The organism is Collinsella aerofaciens, assembly GCF_040910325.1.
GTDB classification, from domain to species: Bacteria; Actinomycetota; Coriobacteriia; order Coriobacteriales; family Coriobacteriaceae; genus Collinsella; species Collinsella aerofaciens_BL.
The window spans coordinates 1-18,909 of the sequence record NZ_JBDGAV010000013.1 but is presented as its reverse complement, the minus strand read 5'-3'; the positions used below and the strand labels follow the sequence as shown (position 1 = coordinate 18,909).

Genomic DNA, 18,909 nt, shown 5'->3' with positions numbered 1-18,909 from the left:
CTAGTGGCAGCCGCAGCCTTCGTGCCCGTCATGGTCGTGGTGACCGTGGCAGCCGCAGGACTCGCCATGCTCGTGGATGTGCTCGTGATCATGTCCATGGCAGTCGCAGGTGGCCTCGCCGTTCTGTGCGAGCGTGCCGGCAATGAGGGCCTCGACGCAGGCATCGCAGCTGCCCTGGGCGCCCGCATAGACCGTGATGCTGGCTTGGGCAAGCGCGTTGATAGCGCCGCCGCCGATACCGCCGCAAATGAGCGTGTCAACGCCACCGTTGGCAAGCAGGCCCGCCAAGGCGCCGTGGCCGGTGCCGCCGGTGCCTACGACCTGCTCGTTGAGCACCTTGCCATCCTGGATGTCGTAGATCTTGAACTGCTCGCTGCGGCCAAAGTGCATAAAGATGTTGCCGTTGTCGTACGTCGTTGCCACCCTCATGGTGCCGACCTCCTTTGCTGGCCATGCGGCCGTCGTCGAGGCGATGGGGGAGTACGCGATATTGCCGCCCTCGATGACGAGCGCTCGTCCGTTGACCAGCGCATCGGCCACCTTGCGATGCGCGCGGCTGCAAATGGCCGCCACCGTTGCACGGGCGATGCCCATCTGCTGGGCGACCGCCTCTTGGTTGAGACCTTCCAGGTCGCACAGGCGCAGCACCTCAAGCTCGTCGACGGTCATGTCGATGGCATCACCGCTGGCCAGGCCATCGGGGGTGAAGCCGCGGTATTCGGGGATGACCCCGACGCGGCGCAGTTTTTCGCGTCTTCCTGCCATGCACACTCCTTATCTGACATATGTCAACAATAGGATAACGCGTTAGTCGTTGGGCGCAAGGCATTTCTGGCATATGTCAGAAAAAGGCTAAGATGCCTCGTTGCCGCTTGCGGAGCCGCGCTGCCGTGCATTGCGTGTGCCGGACTAAGTGTCCAATTCGACACTCGCGCGCCTGGGCTACAATAAATCTCGCTTATAGGCGACTGACAGGAGGGTCAATGAGCAAAGCTGATCAGCAGTTTGTAACCATGTGCCGCGATATCTTGGATCATGGCACCACCACCGAGGGCCAAAAGGTCCGTCCGGTGTGGGAGGACGGCACCCCTGCCTATACCATTAAAAACTTTGGTGTCACGGCGCGCTATGATCTGCGCGAGGAGTTCCCCGCGCTCACCCTGCGTCGTACGGCGCTTAAGTCTGCCATGGACGAGATTCTGTGGATCTATCAAAAGAAGTCCAATAACGTGCATGATCTCAACAGCCATATCTGGGATGAGTGGGCCGATGAGACCGGTTCCATCGGTAAAGCCTACGGCTATCAGATTGGTCAGAAGAGCCATTACGCCGAGGGCGACTTCGACCAGATGGACCGTGTGCTGTACGACCTTAAGCACACGCCGTATAGTCGCCGCATTATGACCAATACGTACGTGTTTAGCGATCTGTCCGAGATGCACCTTTATCCGTGCGCCTATAGCGTGACCTATAACGTGACGCAGCGTCCTCAGGACGACAAGCCGACGCTCAACATGATTCTCAACCAGCGCAGCCAGGACATTTTGGCCGCGAACAACTGGAACGTGTGCCAGTACGCCATTTTGCTGATGATGGTCGCGCAGTCGGTCGATATGATTCCCGGTGAGCTGCTGCACGTGATCGCCGACGCCCATATCTATGATCGTCATGTCGATATCGTCCGCGAGCTTATCGAGCGTCCGCAGTTTGCGGCACCCAAGGTAACGCTCAACCCCGATGTGCATGACTTCTATGCGTTTACGACCGATGACCTGATCGTCGAGGGCTATGAGCACGGCCCGCAGGTCAAGAACATTCCCATTGCGGTGTAGGTGGTGCTCATGACGTGTAAGCTATCTGCTATCGTCGCCGTGTGTGACGATTGGGGCATTGGGTGCGAGGGCGACATGGTGGTGTCCAATCGCGCCGATATGCGCCATTTTGTGGCCTGCACCAAGGGCTGCCCGGTTATCATGGGACGCAAGACGCTGCTGAGTTTTCCCGGCGGGCGTCCTCTCAAGAACCGCCGCAATATCGTGCTTACGCGCGATATGGGCTTTACCCACGAGGGCGTCGACGTGGTGCATAGCGTTGACGAAGCGCTCTCTGCGGTTGCCGATGAGCTCGTTGCCTGGGTGATCGGTGGCGGCGATGTCTATCGGCAGTTTTTGCCGTACTGCGTGGAGGCCGAGGTCACTCATAACCACTGCGTCCATCCCGTGGACACGTACTTTCCCGACTTGGACGCCGATCCCGCGTGGGAGATTGCGCAGTGTAGCGGGGTCGCGACGATTGCCGCCGGTGAGGGTGACGAGGGCGTCGATTATGAGTTCGTGACGTATCGTCGCATCGAGGCGTAAATCGTCTGGCGTGAACGGTATCATCGGGTTGATTGAATGCATGGGGCGGCGCTTAGCGTCGCCTCGTTTGGTATAGATGTGCTGCAAAGAAGGGTGCGGGCTGGCTGCTATGACTGATGCCGTTGAGGTGCTGCGAATCGATTCGCTCGAGGACGGGCGACTCGATGCCTATGTGCGACTGACCGAGCGTGAGCTTCGCTGCGTGCTGGAGCCGCAGAAGGGCATTTTTATCGCCGAGAGTGCCAAGGTTATCGAGCGTGCGGTTCGCGCCGGATACGAGCCGGTGAGCTTTCTTTTGGGCGAACGCTGGCTCGACCAGATGATGCCGCTGTTTGAGCGCCTGGTTGTGCGCGAGGGAGCGGGTCCGGTTCCCGTGTTCGTGGCCTCGATTGAGCTCATGGAGCAACTGACGGGCTTTAACGTGACGCGCGGTGCGCTCGCGGCATTCCGTCGTCCACGCCAGATTCCGGTCGATGAGTTTCTCGACGGCGTCGTCGAGGCGGCGGGGGAGCGCCCGGTGCGCGTGTGCGTGCTTGAGGGTATTGTCGACCACACCAACGTCGGCGCGATTTTCCGCTCGGCGGCTGCTCTGAACGTCGATGGCATTTTGGTGAGCCCCACTTGCTGTGACCCGCTGTACCGTCGCTCGGCCCGTGTGAGCATGGGCACGGTGTTCCAGGTGCCCTGGACGCGCATTGGCAGCGAGGCGCGCGTATGGCCGCATGATGGGCTGGCGGCGCTGCACGATGCCGGCTTTTCGTGTGCCGCCATGGCGTTGACGGATGATTCGGTGTCGTTGGACGATCCCGCGCTGCAGGAGATTGACCGCCTGGCAATCTTTATGGGCACCGAGGGTGCCGGCTTGGGCGCCAAGACCATTGCCGGCTGTGACCGCGCCGTGCGCATTCCGATGGCGCACGGGGTCGATTCGCTCAACGTTGCCGCGGCAAGTGCCGTCGCCTTTTGGCAGCTGTGCCCGCATGTGAGCAACGAGTATCACTACCAGCCGGGGCTGTATCACTAGCGGGGTGCTCTCGAGCTTTGCCACCAGGGTTGTTTTCCGCTGCCTTCGGTCGGTGTTAAGCTGATAGTGGCTTTGCCGTTCAATTGATGTTTTGTTGTTTGACGAACGCTTGTGGGGAGGGCGTGTGGCTAAGAAATCTACGGCTATCGATGTAACGCAGGGTGTCATTTGGCAGCAGCTGCTGTCGCTGTGCGTCCCCATCTTCTTTAGTTCGTTCTTTCAGCAGGCATACACGCTTATCGGTACCTATATCGTCGGTCAGTTTGGCGGTAAGCTCGCGCTGGGTGGCATTCAGGCCACGATGGTGCTTACGGAGCTCTGCATTGGTTTTTGTGTCGGCGTGGGTGCTGGCTGTGCCGTTATTACCGGTCAGTATTTTGGTCAGCACGATGACGAGCGCCTGAGTCGATCGGTCCATACGGCCATGACCCTTGCGCTGGTGGGCGGTATCGTTTTCTCGATTCTTGGCATAGTGTTCGTTGAGCCCATGCTGGTACTTATGAACACGCCGCATGAACTATTGGCCGAGGGTGTGGCCTATGCTCGCTGTTATTTTGCCGCGATGGTTGCGGCACTGCTGCTGAATATGGGAACCGCACTGCTGCGTGCCGTGGGCGACACGCGCGGGCCCGCCGTGATCATTGCCTCTGGCTGCCTTGTTAACGTGGTGCTGGATATCATCTTTGTCGCTGTGTTGCATATGGAGGCGCTGGGCTGCGGCATCGCAGTGGCGCTGACCATTTGCTCCAATGCAACGATGATCGTGTTGCGCATGATGCGCGCTCTGGGTGCATGGCGTCTTTCGCTGTCTAAGCTCGGTATCGATCGCGGTATTTGCAAGAGTATGATCTCGTGTGGTCTGCCACTCGGTTTTCAATCGGCTGCCTATTCGATCTCGAACGTGCTGATCCAGGTGTCGGTTAATTCGTTTGGCGCCGATGTCACGACTGCTTGGGGTCTATCTGGGCGCCTGGATGGCATTATCTGGATGGTGACCGAGGCGCTCGGCGTATCGATCACTACGTTCTCGGCGCAGAACTTTGGCGCGCGCAACTACGAGCGCATGCGCAAGGGCTACCATACGTCGCTCGTGCTGTCGTTTATGCTCATTGGTGGCCTGTCTGCCGTGCTGCTGGTGTTCTCGGGCCCGCTGTCGTGTTTGTTTGTCGACGATGCTTCGATTTCGGCGTACACCACGACCATCCTCCATTTCATTGCGCCGTTCTATGCGATTTTCTCGATTATCGAGAACGCCTCGGGTTTCATCCGCGGCGCCGGCGTGAGTCTGCAGCCTATGATGCTCACCATCTTTGGCACCGTTGTCTTGAGGGTGATCTGGGTGTTTGCGATCATGCCCTTCGATCCGTCGCTCGAGCATCTACTGCTGGTCTACCCCGTAACCTGGCTCATCACCGCAACCATGTTCACCATCTACCACCACAGCGGCAACTGGCTAGGTCGCGCCACCGCCTAGCTCATCCGTCAGATACCCCTGATAAGTTGCGGTGAAATAGTTCCTGAAAAGCCCTTGCGGACCGTCAAACAAGTACTATTCCACCGCAACTTCCTTATGAGCTGTAGGTGTTGGCGGAAAACGAATCAATTAGTATTCGATGCCTTGGCGGGCTAGGAGGCCTTCGTCGAAGTAGTGTTTGATGGGACGCATTTCGGTGACTAAGTCCGCGAGGTCGGCCAACGGCAGCAGCCCGCGGCCGGTGAGCACGAGTTCCGTGGTGGCGGGCTTTATCGCAATCAGTTCCTCGACATCCTCTCGCGCCCCAAAGCAGCCTTCGTCTTGCCCTTGCCGTCGCCCGTATAGATCTGAACCTTGCCGACTTCCAGTGATGCCATCTCTGTCCTTTCGTGCCCGGCGTCGGTTTATCGCCGTCCGGGTTGGGTATTCTAGAAAGCATTATCAACCCCAGTAGATGGAGTTCAAGCAGATGGAGATGGATGACAACAAACGTAGACGGAATATGATTCTCTACGTGCTCATCGCCTTCGTCGTCTACCTCGTGCTCTCGACCGTTCTGTTCCCCAACATCGGTCACACGCAGCAGATTACGAAGACCGATTACTCGACGTTTGTCAAAGCGCTCGATAAGAAGAGCGTCGACAAGGTCGAGTACAACACGGACGATTACTCGATTTATTACACCAAGAAGGGCGAGGACGAGAACATCGCCTACAAGACGACCGGTGTGCCGAATGACGCGGGCTTTACCGATCGCGTGCTTGAGTCTGGCGCTTCGCTGGAGTCGGTCGTTCCCGATAAAAACTCGGGTTTGATGACCTACTACCTGCTCACCCTTATCCTTCCCATGGCGATTTTCTTCCTGATCGGCTGGTGGCTCAACCGCCGCATGAAGAAGGCTATGGGCGATGACGGCCCGTCGATGAACTTTGGCGGCGGCGGTTTTGGCGGCGGCGGACTGGGTAAGTCCGGCGCGCGCGTGATCGCCTCCAAGGACGTGGGCGTGACCTTTAAGGACGTCGCCGGTCAGGAAGAGGCCAAGGAGTCTCTCAAGGAGGTCGTCGACTTTCTGGAGAAGCCGCAGCGCTACGAGGAGATCGGCGCCAAGCTGCCGCGTGGTGCTCTCCTTGTTGGCCCTCCGGGTACCGGTAAGACCCTGCTTGCCAAGGCTGTTGCCGGCGAGGCCGGTGTTCCGTTCTTTAGCATTTCGGGCTCTGAGTTCGTTGAGATGTTTGTCGGTCGCGGCGCTGCTAAGGTTCGTGACCTGTTTAAGCAGGCCAAGGAAAAGGCACCGTGTATCGTCTTTATCGATGAGATCGATACCATCGGTAAGAAGCGCGATGGCGGCGGCTTTAGCGGCAACGACGAGCGCGAGCAGACGCTCAATCAGTTGCTGACCGAGATGGATGGCTTCGATAACCACAAGGGTATCGTTGTCCTTGCCGCAACCAACCGCCCCGACAGTCTCGATCCCGCTCTACTGCGCCCCGGTCGTTTTGACCGCCGCATCCCCGTCGAGCTGCCCGATCTGACCGGCCGCAAGAACATCCTCGAGCTGCATGCTAAGAGCGTGAAGACCGAGCCGCCGATCGACCTGACCGCGATTGCCCGCGCCACGCCCGGTGCCTCGGGCGCCGACCTGGCCAATATCATCAACGAGGGCGCCCTGCGCGCCGTTCGCGAGGGTCGCAAGCGTGCAACCCAGGACGACTTCGAGGAGTCGGTGGAGGTCGTCATTGCCGGCCAACAGCGTAAGTCCACGGTGCTGTCCGACCACGAGAAGCAGGTCGTTTCTTATCACGAGATCGGCCATGCCATCGTTGCCGCTCGCCAGAAGGGCTCTGCGCCGGTCACGAAGATCACCATCGTGCCGCGCACGAGCGGTGCTCTTGGTTATACCATGCAGGTCGAGGAGGACGAGCGCTTCCTGACGACGCGCCAGGAGGTCTTGGACAAGCTCGCTGTCTATTGCGGTGGCCGCGCAGCCGAGGAGCTCATCTTTGGAGAGATGACGACCGGCGCCGCCAACGACATCGAGCAGGCCACCAAGCTCGCCCGTAATATGGTGACGCGCTTTGGTATGTCCGACGAGTTTGGCATGATGGCGCTCGGTACCGTGCAGAACGCGTATCTCAATCAGGACACGTCGCTCACCTGCGCCCCCGGTACGGCCGAGCGCGTGGACGCGATTGTCGCCAAGCTGATCGAGGATGCGCACGACCGCGCTTTGCAGATTCTGAAGGAGAACAAGTTTAAGCTCCACGAGCTGGCTCGTTATCTGTATAAGAAGGAGACCATCACGGGCGAGGAGTTCATGAACCTCCTCACGCGCGAGAATCCGCTGATGCCCAAGCAGCAGTAAAGCCGCGGCCGAGCCAGTAAACGCCGACGCCCCATTTGAGCAGCTTTCTCAAATGGGGCGTTTTGCTTGAGAGGGATGGAAATGAAGATCGTGGTGAGCGCCTGCTTGATGGGCGAGAGCTGCAAGTATAATGGGCTCGACAACTATCATCGCGAGTTGGTCGAGGCCTGCGAGCGTACAGGGACCGAGGTCCTCTTGGTGTGCCCTGAGGTCTTTGGGGGCCTGCCCACGCCGCGCAAGCCGTCCGAGATTGTGAACGGCGAGGTCTGTACCTGCGAGGGCGTGTCCGTTGACCTGGAATTTCGCCTAGGCGCCCAACGTGCGCTCGACATGTGCGAGCAGGCGGGTGGGCCGGAAGAGATCGCCGCGTGCATCCTGCAGGACCGTAGTCCCTCGTGCGGCGCGAGCCTCATCTACGACGGAACATTCAGTGGCACCCTCACGGCGGGCAACGGCGTCTTCGTTGATTTACTGCTCCGCCACGGTTATCGCGTGATCCCGGCTAGCGAGTTCGACCCCAGCATGCTGGAGCAATAAAAAACCACCACAAAGGTGCTGCTCCCTTGTGGTGGTTTTGGCCTGGGTCTAGAGCGTGTGGCCGTAGGCGTTGGCGGCCTTGATGGCGGCGGCGAATTTTTCGTCGGTGAAGGGCTCCGGGTTGCCTTGCTTCCACTCGTTGGTGGCGTGCGCGTGCTCGCACAGGGCAGGGATATCGGTCTCGGAAAGCCCGACCTGCTCAAGCGTTACGGGCAGCCCCATCTGCTTGTTGAAGTCAGCATAGCGCTTAAGGTTCTCGGTGTCGCCCGTGTAGGCGAACAACACCAGCACGCCCAGGCTTACGACTTCGCCGTGCAGGTAGGTGCCCTCACGCGGAATGCTGCAGGTGGCGTTGTAGAACGCGTGCGCCACGCTCGAGTTGTAGTAGTAATCGTTCTGGTTGGTCAGGTTCGAGACATAGCCCGTGTTGACCACGATGTCGAGCGCAATCTGCTTGACGGCCTCGCTCGACAGATTCTGACGAACGTCCTCAAGACCCTGAACACCGTAGGTAAACAGCGGCTCGGAACAGGTGTGGGCAAGAGCCAGGCCAAGGCCGGCGGTGTGCTCCAGGTCGCCGGCGCTCGTGGCGTACTCGACTTCGGGCTGCTTGGACAGGGCGTCGCCCACGCCGGCCCAGAAGTACTCCGCCGGAGCCTCGGCGATGATCTTGGGATTGATGAAGATGTGCGCCGGTCGGTTGGGGTACGAATAGCCCTCGAGCGATCCATCGTCGTTGTAGACGACGGCAATGGCGGTCGCGGCGGAACAGTTAGAGCAAATCGTCGGCACCGTAAAGACAATCTTCTTGAGCTCGATTGCCGCTGTCTTGACGGTGTCGAGTGCCTTGCCGCCGCCACAGGCGATAAGCACGTCTGCCTGCTGGCAAGCGGGGGAGTTCACGACCTTGGCGATATTGGCGCGCGTACTGTTGGTGCCGTAGACGCGCGTCTCCAGAATCTCGACGTCGGTACCTTCAAGCGCCGCCTCGATGCCCGGCAGCGCCGCAGCTAGGGCTCGCTTGCCACCAATGATGGCGACTTTCTTCGCGCCGTACTCCGCCAGTGCGGCGGGCAGCTCGGTAAAGCAATCCTCGCCGACGGTGTAGTCGCTCATTCCGATTGTGCGCATGGCAGCCTTCTTTCGTTAGTTAAAGTGCTTTCAGGTATTTTGCTCCTAGAGAAGGCTAACGACCACGAGAAATTTCTTACGTATGAAACCAGTGTTGAGGGTTTTTCGCCGGCGCGGAACGTGCTAGCATACTCCGCATAAGCGTTGATGGGGACGAGTAGTCGGCCGTCCGCATGCCACAGAGAGCGGGGAGCGCTGAGAACCCGTGCATGCGACCGATGAAAATCACCCCGGAGCTGCGGTCCCAACGGATGTGCCGCACAGGCACATCTTAGTAGATATCGCCGAGATGGTCGTCGATACAGGCCAGCCGAGTAACGGATGCGAGCGCGCGATTACGCGGGCGAGGGCATCTAAGCTGGGTGGTTAAGCGAAGAGCTTTTGCGGGCGTACAGCTCGTTTTGTGGCGCTTCGTCCCAGCTTGTAGGGACGGGCGCTTTTTTGGTGCCCAACGGGCGTGCGCGCCCACGACATGAAAGGGGTACCGTGGCAAACGAGTACAAGCAGACGATGAATCTGCCCAAAACCGGTTTTCCCATGCGTGCCGGTCTTTCCAAGTTCGAGCCCAAGCGACTCAAGGACTGGCAGGACAACAAGGTCTACGAGCAGGTTCTGAAGAAGAACGAGGGTCACAAGAAGTTCGTGCTGCACGACGGCCCTCCGTACGCCAACGGCCCGATCCACATCGGCCACGCCATGAACAAGATCTCCAAGGACATGATCAACCGCTACTGGATGATGCAGGGCTATGAGGTTCCCTATGTTCCCGGTTGGGACTGCCATGGCCAGCCGATCGAGCATAAGGTCGAGGAGAAGCTCGGCACCGAGAAGTTCAACCAGACCTCCACGGCTAAGATCCGTGAGCTTTGCAATAAGTTCGCTGTCGAGAACATCGAGCTGCAGAAGGCCGGCTTCCGTCGCCTGGGCGTGCTCGGCGATTGGGACAACCCCTATCTGACGCTCTATCACCAGCATGACGCCGCCGACATCGAGGTTTTCAAGGCCATGTTCGACAAGGGCATGATCTATCGCGGTCACAAGCCCGTCCACTGGTGCAAGCACTGCCATACCGCACTTGCTGAGGCCGAGATTGAGTACTCCGACGAGACGAGCCCGTCCATCTTCGTGCGCTTTGAGATGACCTCCAAGCCCGTCGGCCTCGAGAACTTCGACGGCCCGGTTGACTTTATCATCTGGACGACCACGCCGTGGACCATCCCCTCCGACCAGGCAGTTTCTCTCAAGCCCGGTGCCGCCTACGTCGCCGTTGAGCACGACGGCCGCGCCGAGGTCATGCTCGAGGACCTGGCTCCCAAGTGCTGCGAGGAGTTTGGCTGGGAGTACACCCCGGTTGTGGTCGACGGCAAGCCCTATGTGGTTCCCGCCGAGACCTTCCATCACATTCACTATAAGCAGCCGATCTTTGACGGTGTTGAGGGCGTGGCACTGTTGGCCGATTACGTCGGTGTCGATGACGGTACCGGTATCGTCCACAACTCGCCCGGTCACGGCGTCGACGACTACTTCGCCTGCCTCAAGGAGGGCATCACCGACATTTGCATGCCGGTCGATGACGACGGCAAGTTCTACACCGGCGAGGAGTTTGGCACCGGCGGCCCCTTCAGCGGCATGGATACCGACGAGGCCAACCCGCACATCATCGAGTTCCTGCGCGAGCGCGGCACCCTGGTCCTCGAGAAGAAGATCACGCACAGCTATCCGCACTGCTGGCGCTGCAAGCACCCGGTGCTCTTCCGTGCTACCGACCAGTGGTTTGTCTCGATGGACAAGACCGGCTTGCGCGAGCAGGCTGGCAAAGAGGTCCGCGAGAACGTTAAGTGGTATCCGGCCCACGCGGCCAACCGCATCCGCGCCATGGTCGAGCAGCGTCCCGACTGGTGCATCAGCCGTCAGCGCAACTGGGGCGTGCCTATCCCCAGCTACACTTGCGCCGACTGCGGTGAGAAGGTCATGAACGACGCCACGCTCGACGCCGTCATCAAGCTCTTCCACGAGAAGGGCTCCGACGCCTGGTTCACCGACGCTCCCGAGAGCTACCTGGGCGAGGCCTGCGTCTGCCCCAAGTGCGGCGGCCATCACCTCAAGGCCGATAAGGACATCCTCGACGTGTGGTGGGATTCCGGCGTCTCTTGGAAGGCCGTCTGCGAGTACCGTCCCGAGCTGGAGTATCCGGCTGATGTGTACCTCGAGGGCTCCGACCAGCACCGCGGTTGGTTCCAAAGCTCGCTGCTCACCTCGGTGGGCGCCAACGGCCACGCTCCGTACAAGGCGGTTGTCTCGCAGGGCTTCACCCTCGACGGCCAGGGCCGTAAGATGTCCAAGTCGCTCGGCAACGTCATCGACCCCAATAAGGTCTGCGACGAGATGGGCGCTGACATCATCCGTCTGTGGGTTGCATCCGTCGATACCAGCTCCGACGTGTCCATCGACCACGAGATCCTTGCTCGTACGTCCGATGCCTACCGTCGTTTCCGCAACACGCTGCGCTTCCTGCTCTCCGAGCTCGAGGGTCAGTTTGAGCCCGAGACCGACGGCGTCGCCTTTGCCGACCTGCTGCCGCTCGACAAGCTCATGGTTGCCCGCCTGACTCAGGTTCAGGCCGAGGTCGACGACGCCTACGCCAGCTACGAGTTCCCGCGCGCCTACCGTGCGCTTTATGACTTCGTGGTTACCGAGCTCTCCAACGTGTACCTCGACGCCCTGAAGGACCGTCTGTACTGCGACAAGCCCGGCTCGCTCGAGCGTCGCAGCGCCCAGACCGTGCTGGCCGAGCTCTTCTCGATGCTCATGCGCGACCTGCAGCCGATCCTGTCCTACACGGTTGACGAGGCCATGGCATATGCGCCCGCTGGCTGCGTCGATCACCAGAAGTACGCCGCGCTGCTCGATTGGTACAAGTCGCCCATCACGGTCGACGAGGCCAATGAGTTCGAGGGCGTGCTCGAGGCTTCTCTTGAGCTCCGTAGCGCCGTGACCAAGGCCCTTGAGGATGCCCGTTCTGCCGGCACCTTCACCAAGAGCCAGCAGGTTCGCGTCAAGGCGGTCGTTCCCGCCGAGATGTACGCGCTGCTGACTGGTGACAAAGCGGTCGACCTGGCCGAGTTCTACATCGTCTCCGATGTTGAGCTGACCCAGGGCGAAGAGCTTTCCGTCTGCATTGATGCTGCCGAGGGCGAGTGCTGCGACCGTTGCTGGAACTACCGCACCACCGTCGGCGAGTACAACGGCCACGCTCATATTTGCAAGCGCTGCGCCGATGCTTTGTAGGTTACGGCGTTCGTAGAACGCCGTAACCTACCTACGCTGCAAACGCCCCTAAGCGGCAATCTGACGTTCAATCGTCGGTCGCGTACCAAAGTACGCTTCCCTCCTCTTTCACGTCACCTTGCTCGCTTAGGGACGTTTTCGCTGTTGGTGACGATAACGCGGCGTTTCCATTGCTGGAGCTAGAGGCTTTCTTTCGACTTGCGTTTTTAGTCGAAAGCTATTAAGCGACATTCCGTTATTCGGAATGTCGCTTTCGTTTTTAGCTGGTTATTTCGCTTGCGTTGGTGGATATGTCGTGCGTTCTGCGTATGGCAATATAAGATAGTTCTTTGTATTAAACGTAATTCGATGTTCTTGAGGGTAGGGGATTGGTTTGGGTCGTGCTGGGGAAATGACGCCGCCTTTGCGTTGGCGGTTGGGTGTTGCTGGTGGGGTGGCGCTCGTTGTGCTGCTTGTTGACCAGCTGACCAAGCTTGCGGTTCGTGCCGTGGGCGAAGCTTTGCATGTGACTGTCATCCCCGGTGTCATCGACTTTATGTTTGTCCGCAATATCGGTGCTGCCTTTAGTATGGGCGAGGGGCATGGCATCGCGTTTGCCGTGCTGGCGTTGGCGGTCATTATCGCTATTGCCGTGTACCTCGTTCGTGCACCCCAGCTTGGCCATCTTGAGGTTGTGGGCATGGCGATGGTTGCGGGCGGTGCTATCGGCAACGCTATCGATCGTTTGGCCTTTGGCTTCGTGACCGATTTTATTGCCACCACCTTCGTCGACTTCCCCGTCTTTAATGTGGCCGATATCGGCATTACCTTGGGCGTCGTGCTCGCCCTCTTCGGTTACATGTTCTTGAGCCCCGCTGCCCGTGAGGTCGATGCGACCGCCGAGCTTAACGCCCGTGACGAGGCCCGCGCTAAGCGCAAGGCCCAGCAGCGTGGGGAGCGTGCCCGCAAGATTCGCGAAAGGAATGAGCGCTAATGGCCGACATCCATATCCTTGTTGCCGACGATGCCGCTGGTCAGCGTCTTGACGCCTATCTGGGCTCCAATGACGGCTGCCCCACGCGCTCTGCCTGCGCGCATCTGATTGAGGGCGGTGCCGTATGTGTCAATGGCGAGACCTGCCTGTCTAAAAAGCACGCCGTGCGAGCCGGCGACCGTATTTCGGTCGATTTGCCCGAGCCGCACGATCCCACCGATGTGATTCCCGAGGCCATCCCGCTCGACATTCGCTATGAGGACGACTATCTCATTGTGCTCTCCAAGCAGCGTGGCCTGGTGTGCCATCCCGCCCGCGGCCACGAGAGCGGCACGCTTGCGAACGCCTTGGTCTACCACTGCGGTATCGATCATCTTGGTACCGTGCAGGGTGAGGACCGCCCCGGCATCGTGCATCGCCTGGATCGCGATACCTCGGGCCTTATGCTCGCGGCAAAAGACGACGACACCCAGCGCGCGCTTCAAAATCTCATTCGCACGCGTACGCTCGACCGCCGCTATATCACGCTTGTCCACGGGCACATCGCCATGGACGAGGGCACCATCAATACCGGTATCGCCCGTTCTACGCGCGACCGCGTCAAGATGGCGGTTTCGGGCGACCCCTTTGCCCGTCAGGCCATTACGACCTTTAAAGTCCTCGAGCGCTTTGATTCCACGCGCTTTGACGATGGTTATACGCTCGTTGAGTGCCATCTGTTTACCGGTCGCACGCACCAGATTCGCGTGCATATGCGTCATATCAACCACGCCTGCGTGGGCGATCCACTCTACGGCAAGTGCGATGCGCGCGCCGACCAGGGCCTGACCAGGCAGTTCCTTCATTCCTGGCGCGTGGCGTTCGACCATCCCGTGACGGGGGAGCGCATTGAGTGCCGCGACGAGTTGCCGTGGGATCTCGCTGCGGTTCTCGACGATCTGGCTCCGCGCTCGCTTGGCCGCACCGCCGCCGGCGACGACATCGTCCCGCAGCTTGGCCTTCTCGAAGCCTAGCCGGTATTAGGTGGTTTCTTGAACTCGGTAAGCCTGCGGTAAGATATACGGTTGTTTACGTAACGCGTTCTCGGGAGCCTGCATGCTCGCCTTTTTACAAACTAACACGCCCATCGTGATCTTTAACCAGATTGTGGTTACGCTGCTCACGGTCTGCTTTCTGTACCAGGTGGTCTTCTTTGTCATTGGCGCTCTTCGTGGCGAGGTCGCGCCTCCCAAGGCCAAAAAACTCCATCGCTATGCCTTTTTTATCGCGGCGCATAATGAGGAGGCCGTGATCGCCAACCTCGTTCGCTCCATCAAGGACCAGGATTATCCGTCCGAGCTCATCGAGGTTTTCGTGGTCGCCGATGCCTGCACCGACAACACGGCGCAGCTCGCGCGCGAGGCCGGTGCCATTGTTTACGAGCGCAATGACCTGGCCCGCAAGGGCAAGAGCTGGGTCATGGACTTTGGCTTCGACCGCATTCTCAACGAGTATCCCGACACGTTTGAGGGCTACTTTATCTTCGATGCCGATAACGTTATCTCCCGCGATTACGTTTCCAAGATGAATGATGCCTTTGACCAGGGCTTCCATGTGGTCACGAGCTATCGCAATTCCAAGAACTTCGGCAGCTCGTGGATCTCGGCTGCTAATGCCACGTGGTATCTACGCGAGGCGCGCTTCCTCAACAACGCGCGTAATATCTGCAAGACGTCCTGCGCTGTTTCGGGTTCGGGCTACCTCATCTCCGCCAGCGTTATCGAGGGCATGCACGGTTGGCAGTTCCACACGCTGACCGAGGACATTCAGTTCACCACGTTCTGCGCCATTCACGGCATTCGCATTGGCTATGCGCCGGCGGAGTTCTTTGACGAACAACCCGTGACGTTTAAGGCGTCCTGGAAACAGCGCATGCGTTGGACCAAGGGCTTCTACCAGGTGTTCTTTACTTACGGTAAGCACCTGGTCAAGTCGATCTTCCGCTACCATCGCTTTGCCGCCTACGACATGTTCATGACGATCGCCCCGGGTATGCTGCTGTCGCTCATCTCGATGCTCGCCAATGCGACGTTCCTGATCGTGGGTGGACTCTCGCACGGCTTTTTGGCTACCGAAGTCGAGATGCAGGCCTGTGCCGCTTCGCTCATTATGACCTTCGCCATGATGTATCTGACTTTCTTTATCCTGGCGCTGCTCACGACTATCTTTGAGTACAAGCACATTCACTGCGCGCAAAAGTGGCGTCTGGTGACTAACCTGTTTACCTTCCCGATCTTTATGTTCAGCTATATCCCCATCACGGTGGCCGCGCTGTTCCTGAAGGTCGACTGGGTCCCGACGCAGCACGCCGTCAGCGTTACCCTTGACGAGGTCATGCAAGGCGCCAAATAACCACCACCAAAACCACCGCAAAGGGGACAGGCACCTTTGTGGTGGTTTTTGCTTTTGAGCAGCTGCTCAAGGAGGTTTTCGATGATCTATATCCCGTTTTGGATTTGCATCTTTGCCGGCGCGTGGATTGATGCCCGTGAGCGGCGGTTTCCCAATGAGCTTGCCGGCGCATGTGCCGTGGCGGCGTTAGCAGGCGTTTGGCTCGACAGGGGCGTTAACACTGCACTTGATCATGCCGGTCTTGCGGTCATCGTCTACCTTGCCCTTGTGCTTACTGAGTCGCTCTGGCGGCGCCTTCGTCAAGCCCCGGGGATTGGCATGGGGGACGCCAAAGCACTCTTCGCGCTTTGCACGCTCGACCCTATGGGTGGCATCGTGGCATTTGCCGTCGCACTCCTGGCCCTGGCCCTCTCCTGCCTCTTCACAAAATCGCGCTCCCTGCCATTGCTCCCGTTTTTAGTGCCGATTTTTGCCATAATCGAGGTCGTGGGCTGCACTCTGTAACCGATTGCGCATCGTTCTTAAGGAGCATGCCATGGCAACTAATCAAGAAACGGCCGCCATCAAGGCGCGTATGGACCGTATTCCTTCGGCGTTGTCGCCCGAGCTCGTCGAGCGCATTGCCGCCAATCGTGCTTCGGGCACTGTCAATCCGTATCGTTGCAACGACGACCAGGTCATTCGTCGTGTCGATCGCGATGCGGACAAAGGCACGCTTATGCGTCCGGCGTTTATGCGCGATACCGAAAAAATCCTCCATCTACCGGCGTACACCCGTTATGCAGGCAAAACGCAGGTTTTTAGCTTTCGAAGCAACGACGACTTGTCGCGTCGTGGTCTACACGTGCAGCTCGTCTCGCGCATTGCGCGCGATATCGGTCGCGCCCTCGGGCTCAACTGCGATCTGATTGAAGCGATCGGTCTGGGTCACGACTTGGGGCACACGCCTTTCGGCCATGCCGGCGAGCGATTCCTCAACGATATCTATCACGAGCGCACGGGTCGTTATTTTTTCCATAACGTGCAGTCGGTCCGCGTGCTCGATGCGCTGTACGGTCGCAACGTGTCGCTTCAGACGCTCGATGGCGTGCTCTGCCACAACGGCGAGTACGAGCAGCGTGTGTTCGAGCTCTCGGACATGGGTTCCTTTGACCAGTTCGATCGAACCGTCGAGGATTGCATTGCCACAGGCTATAGCGCAATTGAGCACTTGCGCCCCATGACGCTTGAGGGCTGTGTCGTTCGCATCTCGGATATTCTTGCCTATGCGGGGCGTGATCGCCAAGACGCCATTGCGGCGGGCCTGCTGTCACCCGACGCTTTTGACGATGGGCTTGGCGGAGCATACAACAGCTGGATTCTCACGCATGCCTCTATCGATATCGTCGAGCACAGCTATGGCAAGCCGCGCATCGAGATGAGCGAGGACCTGTTCGAGGAAATCCGCCGCGCTAAGCGCGAGAACTACGAGAAGATCTATAGCAAGGGCGGCATCGAGGGCGACTCCGAAACGGAGCTGCGCGAGGCGTTCGAAAAGCTCTATGACCGTTGCCTGCAGGATATAAACGAAGGCGACGAGTCTTCGTATATCTTTAAGCATCACATTTCGCGCATTGAGCGGCAGCTTTCCTACTACAATCGCACCTATGCATGGCAGGATGATAAAGATCAGACCGTAGTGGATTACATTTCGAGCATGACGGACGGCTATTTCTGTGAGCTGACGAGCAAGCTGTTCCCGGGGCTGAAGTTTCCGCATCGTACCTATATTAACGAACGGTAGTTCGTATATTTTCGGTATACTGTTGAGGAACAACGATTTTGATGGATGCACGGGATGGCTATGGACGACCTTTTTTCTGCCTCGACGCGCGAGCGTTCCTTTAAAAATGCGCCGCTTGCGGTGCGCATGCGCCCCAATTCGCTCGACGAGTATGTGGGCCAGCAAAAGGCCGTCGGTAAGGGCTCATGGTTGCGTGCCGCGATCGAGCACGACGTGCTTTCGAGCGTGATTCTGTACGGGCCGGCCGGTACGGGTAAGACGACGCTGGCCCACATTATCGCCAACCATACCAAGAGCGAGTTTGTCGAGGTCAGCGCCGTCACGGGTACCGTGAAGGACCTGCGTCGCGTGATTGATGAGGCCAAGACGCGCCTGAATACGTACGACCGTCGCACCATTCTATTTATCGATGAGATTCACCGCTTCTCTAAGTCGCAGCAGGATGCCCTGCTGCATGCAGTTGAGAACCGTACCGTCATTATGATTGGCGCTACGACAGAGAACCCGTACTTTGAGGTCAACTCGGCACTGTTGTCGCGCGGGCGCGTGGTGGAGCTTGAACATCTGAAGGATGAGGATATCGCCACGCTTATTGAGCGTGCGCTCGAGGCACCACAGGGCTTGAACGGAAAGTTCTCGGCCGATGAGGATACGGTCAAGACCATTTGCACGCTGGCAGCGGGTGACGCTCGCTCGGCGCTCACGACGCTCGAGCTTGCGAGCGAGATTGCCGTCACGCGTCCCGATACCGAGGGAACGCCAGCGCCTGCGGCGGGGGAGCGCTATCCCATCACCGTGGATGACGTGAAGATTGCCAACCCGCGTCGCGGCTTTACGTATGACAAAAACGGCGACATGCACTACGACATCATCAGTGCGTTCATCAAGTCCATGCGCGGTAGTGACCCCGATGCCACGATCTATTGGCTCGCGCGCATGATCGATGCTGGGGAGGATCCTAAGTTTATCGCTCGCCGCATTATGATTCACGCTTCTGAGGATGTTGGCAACGCCGACCCGCAGGCGCTTTTGGTGGCGCATGCCGCGTTTAAGTCTGCCGAGGTCATTGGCTATCCCGAGTGCCGCATTAACCTGGCTCAGGCTGCACTCTATGTGTGCTTGGCGCCAAAATCCAACGCGTGTGAGGCTTCGATCGATGCGGCGCTGGCCGATATCCATTCTAGTGGGCTTCGCGAGGTGCCGAGTTATCTGCGCGATCGCCATCGCCCGGGCAGCGATGAATACGGTGTGTATAAGTATCCACATGATTATCCCGGAGGCTGGGTCGATCAGCGCTATTTGCCCGAAGGCTTGGAACGCGGTGCATTTTGGCAGCCTGCCGGGCGCGGCTGGGAAGAGTGGCGCGTAGAGCAAAGCGAACGAGACCGCAGCGGGAATGCACCGAGGTAGCTGCTGATAATTTTGTCCCACGTTGCTGCTCTTGGCATGTTCGGCCCCCTTTGGGGTACCATGAAAAGCGTCTGTATTTCGATTCTTCCGGGAGGCTTGTATGAGTCCCATTCAAATCGCCCTGCTGCTGCTCGCCGTTGCCGGCGTGTGGGCCATCGCTGAGCTCGCGCTTACCC

General features: G+C 59.0%; 17 protein-coding genes. 13 read left to right on the top strand and 4 right to left on the bottom strand.

Annotation, left to right across the window (positions count from 1 at the left end; all coding sequences use genetic code 11):
* Window positions 1-765 (bottom strand): DUF134 domain-containing protein, encoded by a 765-nt coding sequence (locus AB5Z25_RS06620; RefSeq protein ID WP_368135099.1) that lies wholly within the window; start codon window positions 763-765, stop codon window positions 1-3.
* Between the two features lie 218 nt (window positions 766-983).
* Between AB5Z25_RS06620 and thyA the strand changes: the two genes are divergently transcribed.
* The 4 genes from thyA (at window position 984) to AB5Z25_RS06600 (ending at window position 4,858) form a co-directional block, all read left to right on the top strand.
* Window positions 984-1,832, top strand: coding sequence for a thymidylate synthase (thyA, locus tag AB5Z25_RS06615; RefSeq protein WP_055309513.1), 849 nt, complete (start codon window positions 984-986; stop codon window positions 1,830-1,832).
* Window positions 1,833-1,841: 9 nt separating this feature from the next.
* On the top strand, window positions 1,842-2,360 hold the full coding sequence (locus AB5Z25_RS06610) for a dihydrofolate reductase (protein WP_368135098.1): 519 nt from the start codon (window positions 1,842-1,844) through the stop codon (window positions 2,358-2,360).
* A gap of 109 nt (window positions 2,361-2,469) precedes the next feature.
* Window positions 2,470-3,384, top strand: a complete 915-nt coding sequence (locus tag AB5Z25_RS06605) for a TrmH family RNA methyltransferase (protein ID WP_368135097.1) — start codon at window positions 2,470-2,472, stop codon at window positions 3,382-3,384.
* Window positions 3,385-3,508: 124 nt separating this feature from the next.
* Complete coding sequence (locus tag AB5Z25_RS06600; RefSeq protein ID WP_368135096.1) at window positions 3,509-4,858, top strand: MATE family efflux transporter; 1,350 nt, start codon at window positions 3,509-3,511, stop codon at window positions 4,856-4,858.
* A 129-nt stretch (window positions 4,859-4,987) separates the two neighbouring features.
* On the opposite strand, the gene AB5Z25_RS06595 is transcribed toward AB5Z25_RS06600, so the two are convergent.
* Both AB5Z25_RS06595 and AB5Z25_RS06590 read right to left on the bottom strand, forming a co-directional pair.
* Window positions 4,988-5,107: a cob(I)yrinic acid a,c-diamide adenosyltransferase gene (locus AB5Z25_RS06595; protein WP_271733428.1), complete on the bottom strand. Its 120-nt coding sequence runs from the start codon at window positions 5,105-5,107 to the stop codon at window positions 4,988-4,990.
* A 29-nt stretch (window positions 5,108-5,136) separates the two neighbouring features.
* The gene (locus tag AB5Z25_RS06590; RefSeq protein WP_230308470.1) at window positions 5,137-5,235 is read right to left on the bottom strand and encodes a cob(I)yrinic acid a,c-diamide adenosyltransferase; all 99 of its coding nucleotides are present in this window, start codon (window positions 5,233-5,235) and stop codon (window positions 5,137-5,139) included.
* A 92-nt stretch (window positions 5,236-5,327) separates the two neighbouring features.
* On the opposite strand from AB5Z25_RS06590, the gene ftsH reads away from it, so the two are divergent.
* Window positions 5,328-7,220, top strand: coding sequence for an ATP-dependent zinc metalloprotease FtsH (gene ftsH, locus AB5Z25_RS06585; RefSeq protein ID WP_171021520.1), 1,893 nt, complete (start codon window positions 5,328-5,330; stop codon window positions 7,218-7,220).
* Window positions 7,221-7,301: 81 nt separating this feature from the next.
* On the top strand, window positions 7,302-7,757 hold the full coding sequence (locus AB5Z25_RS06580; RefSeq protein WP_195625084.1) for a 2-thiouracil desulfurase family protein: 456 nt from the start codon (window positions 7,302-7,304) through the stop codon (window positions 7,755-7,757).
* Between the two features lie 48 nt (window positions 7,758-7,805).
* Here the strand turns inward: AB5Z25_RS06580 and AB5Z25_RS06575 are convergent, their stop codons facing one another.
* On the bottom strand, window positions 7,806-8,888 hold the full coding sequence (locus AB5Z25_RS06575) for an iron-containing alcohol dehydrogenase family protein (protein WP_138112403.1): 1,083 nt from the start codon (window positions 8,886-8,888) through the stop codon (window positions 7,806-7,808).
* A gap of 510 nt (window positions 8,889-9,398) precedes the next feature.
* Between AB5Z25_RS06575 and ileS the strand changes: the two genes are divergently transcribed.
* The 7 genes from ileS (at window position 9,399) to AB5Z25_RS06540 (ending at window position 18,733) form a co-directional block, all read left to right on the top strand.
* A complete protein-coding gene (gene ileS / locus AB5Z25_RS06570; RefSeq protein WP_438265563.1) occupies window positions 9,399-12,176 on the top strand; it encodes an isoleucine--tRNA ligase in 2,778 nt (925 codons plus the stop codon).
* 445 nt (window positions 12,177-12,621) lie between these two features.
* Window positions 12,622-13,149: a signal peptidase II gene (gene lspA, locus AB5Z25_RS06565; protein ID WP_368135094.1), complete on the top strand. Its 528-nt coding sequence runs from the start codon at window positions 12,622-12,624 to the stop codon at window positions 13,147-13,149.
* Window positions 13,149-14,162 carry an RluA family pseudouridine synthase gene (locus AB5Z25_RS06560; protein WP_368135093.1) on the top strand — a complete coding sequence of 338 codons (1,014 nt, stop codon included), beginning with the start codon at window positions 13,149-13,151 and terminating at the stop codon, window positions 14,160-14,162. The genes lspA and AB5Z25_RS06560 overlap by 1 nt, the downstream gene beginning before the upstream one ends.
* An 82-nt stretch (window positions 14,163-14,244) precedes the next feature.
* A complete protein-coding gene (locus AB5Z25_RS06555) occupies window positions 14,245-15,540 on the top strand; it encodes a glycosyltransferase family 2 protein (RefSeq protein WP_195503175.1) in 1,296 nt (431 codons plus the stop codon).
* An 81-nt stretch (window positions 15,541-15,621) separates the two neighbouring features.
* Window positions 15,622-16,044, top strand: coding sequence for a prepilin peptidase (locus AB5Z25_RS06550; protein ID WP_195625080.1), 423 nt, complete (start codon window positions 15,622-15,624; stop codon window positions 16,042-16,044).
* A gap of 31 nt (window positions 16,045-16,075) precedes the next feature.
* A complete protein-coding gene (locus tag AB5Z25_RS06545; RefSeq protein ID WP_195919164.1) occupies window positions 16,076-17,323 on the top strand; it encodes a deoxyguanosinetriphosphate triphosphohydrolase family protein in 1,248 nt (415 codons plus the stop codon).
* A gap of 60 nt (window positions 17,324-17,383) precedes the next feature.
* The gene (locus AB5Z25_RS06540) at window positions 17,384-18,733 is read left to right on the top strand and encodes a replication-associated recombination protein A (protein WP_368135092.1); all 1,350 of its coding nucleotides are present in this window, start codon (window positions 17,384-17,386) and stop codon (window positions 18,731-18,733) included.
* The last annotated feature ends 176 nt before the right edge of the window (window positions 18,734-18,909 follow it).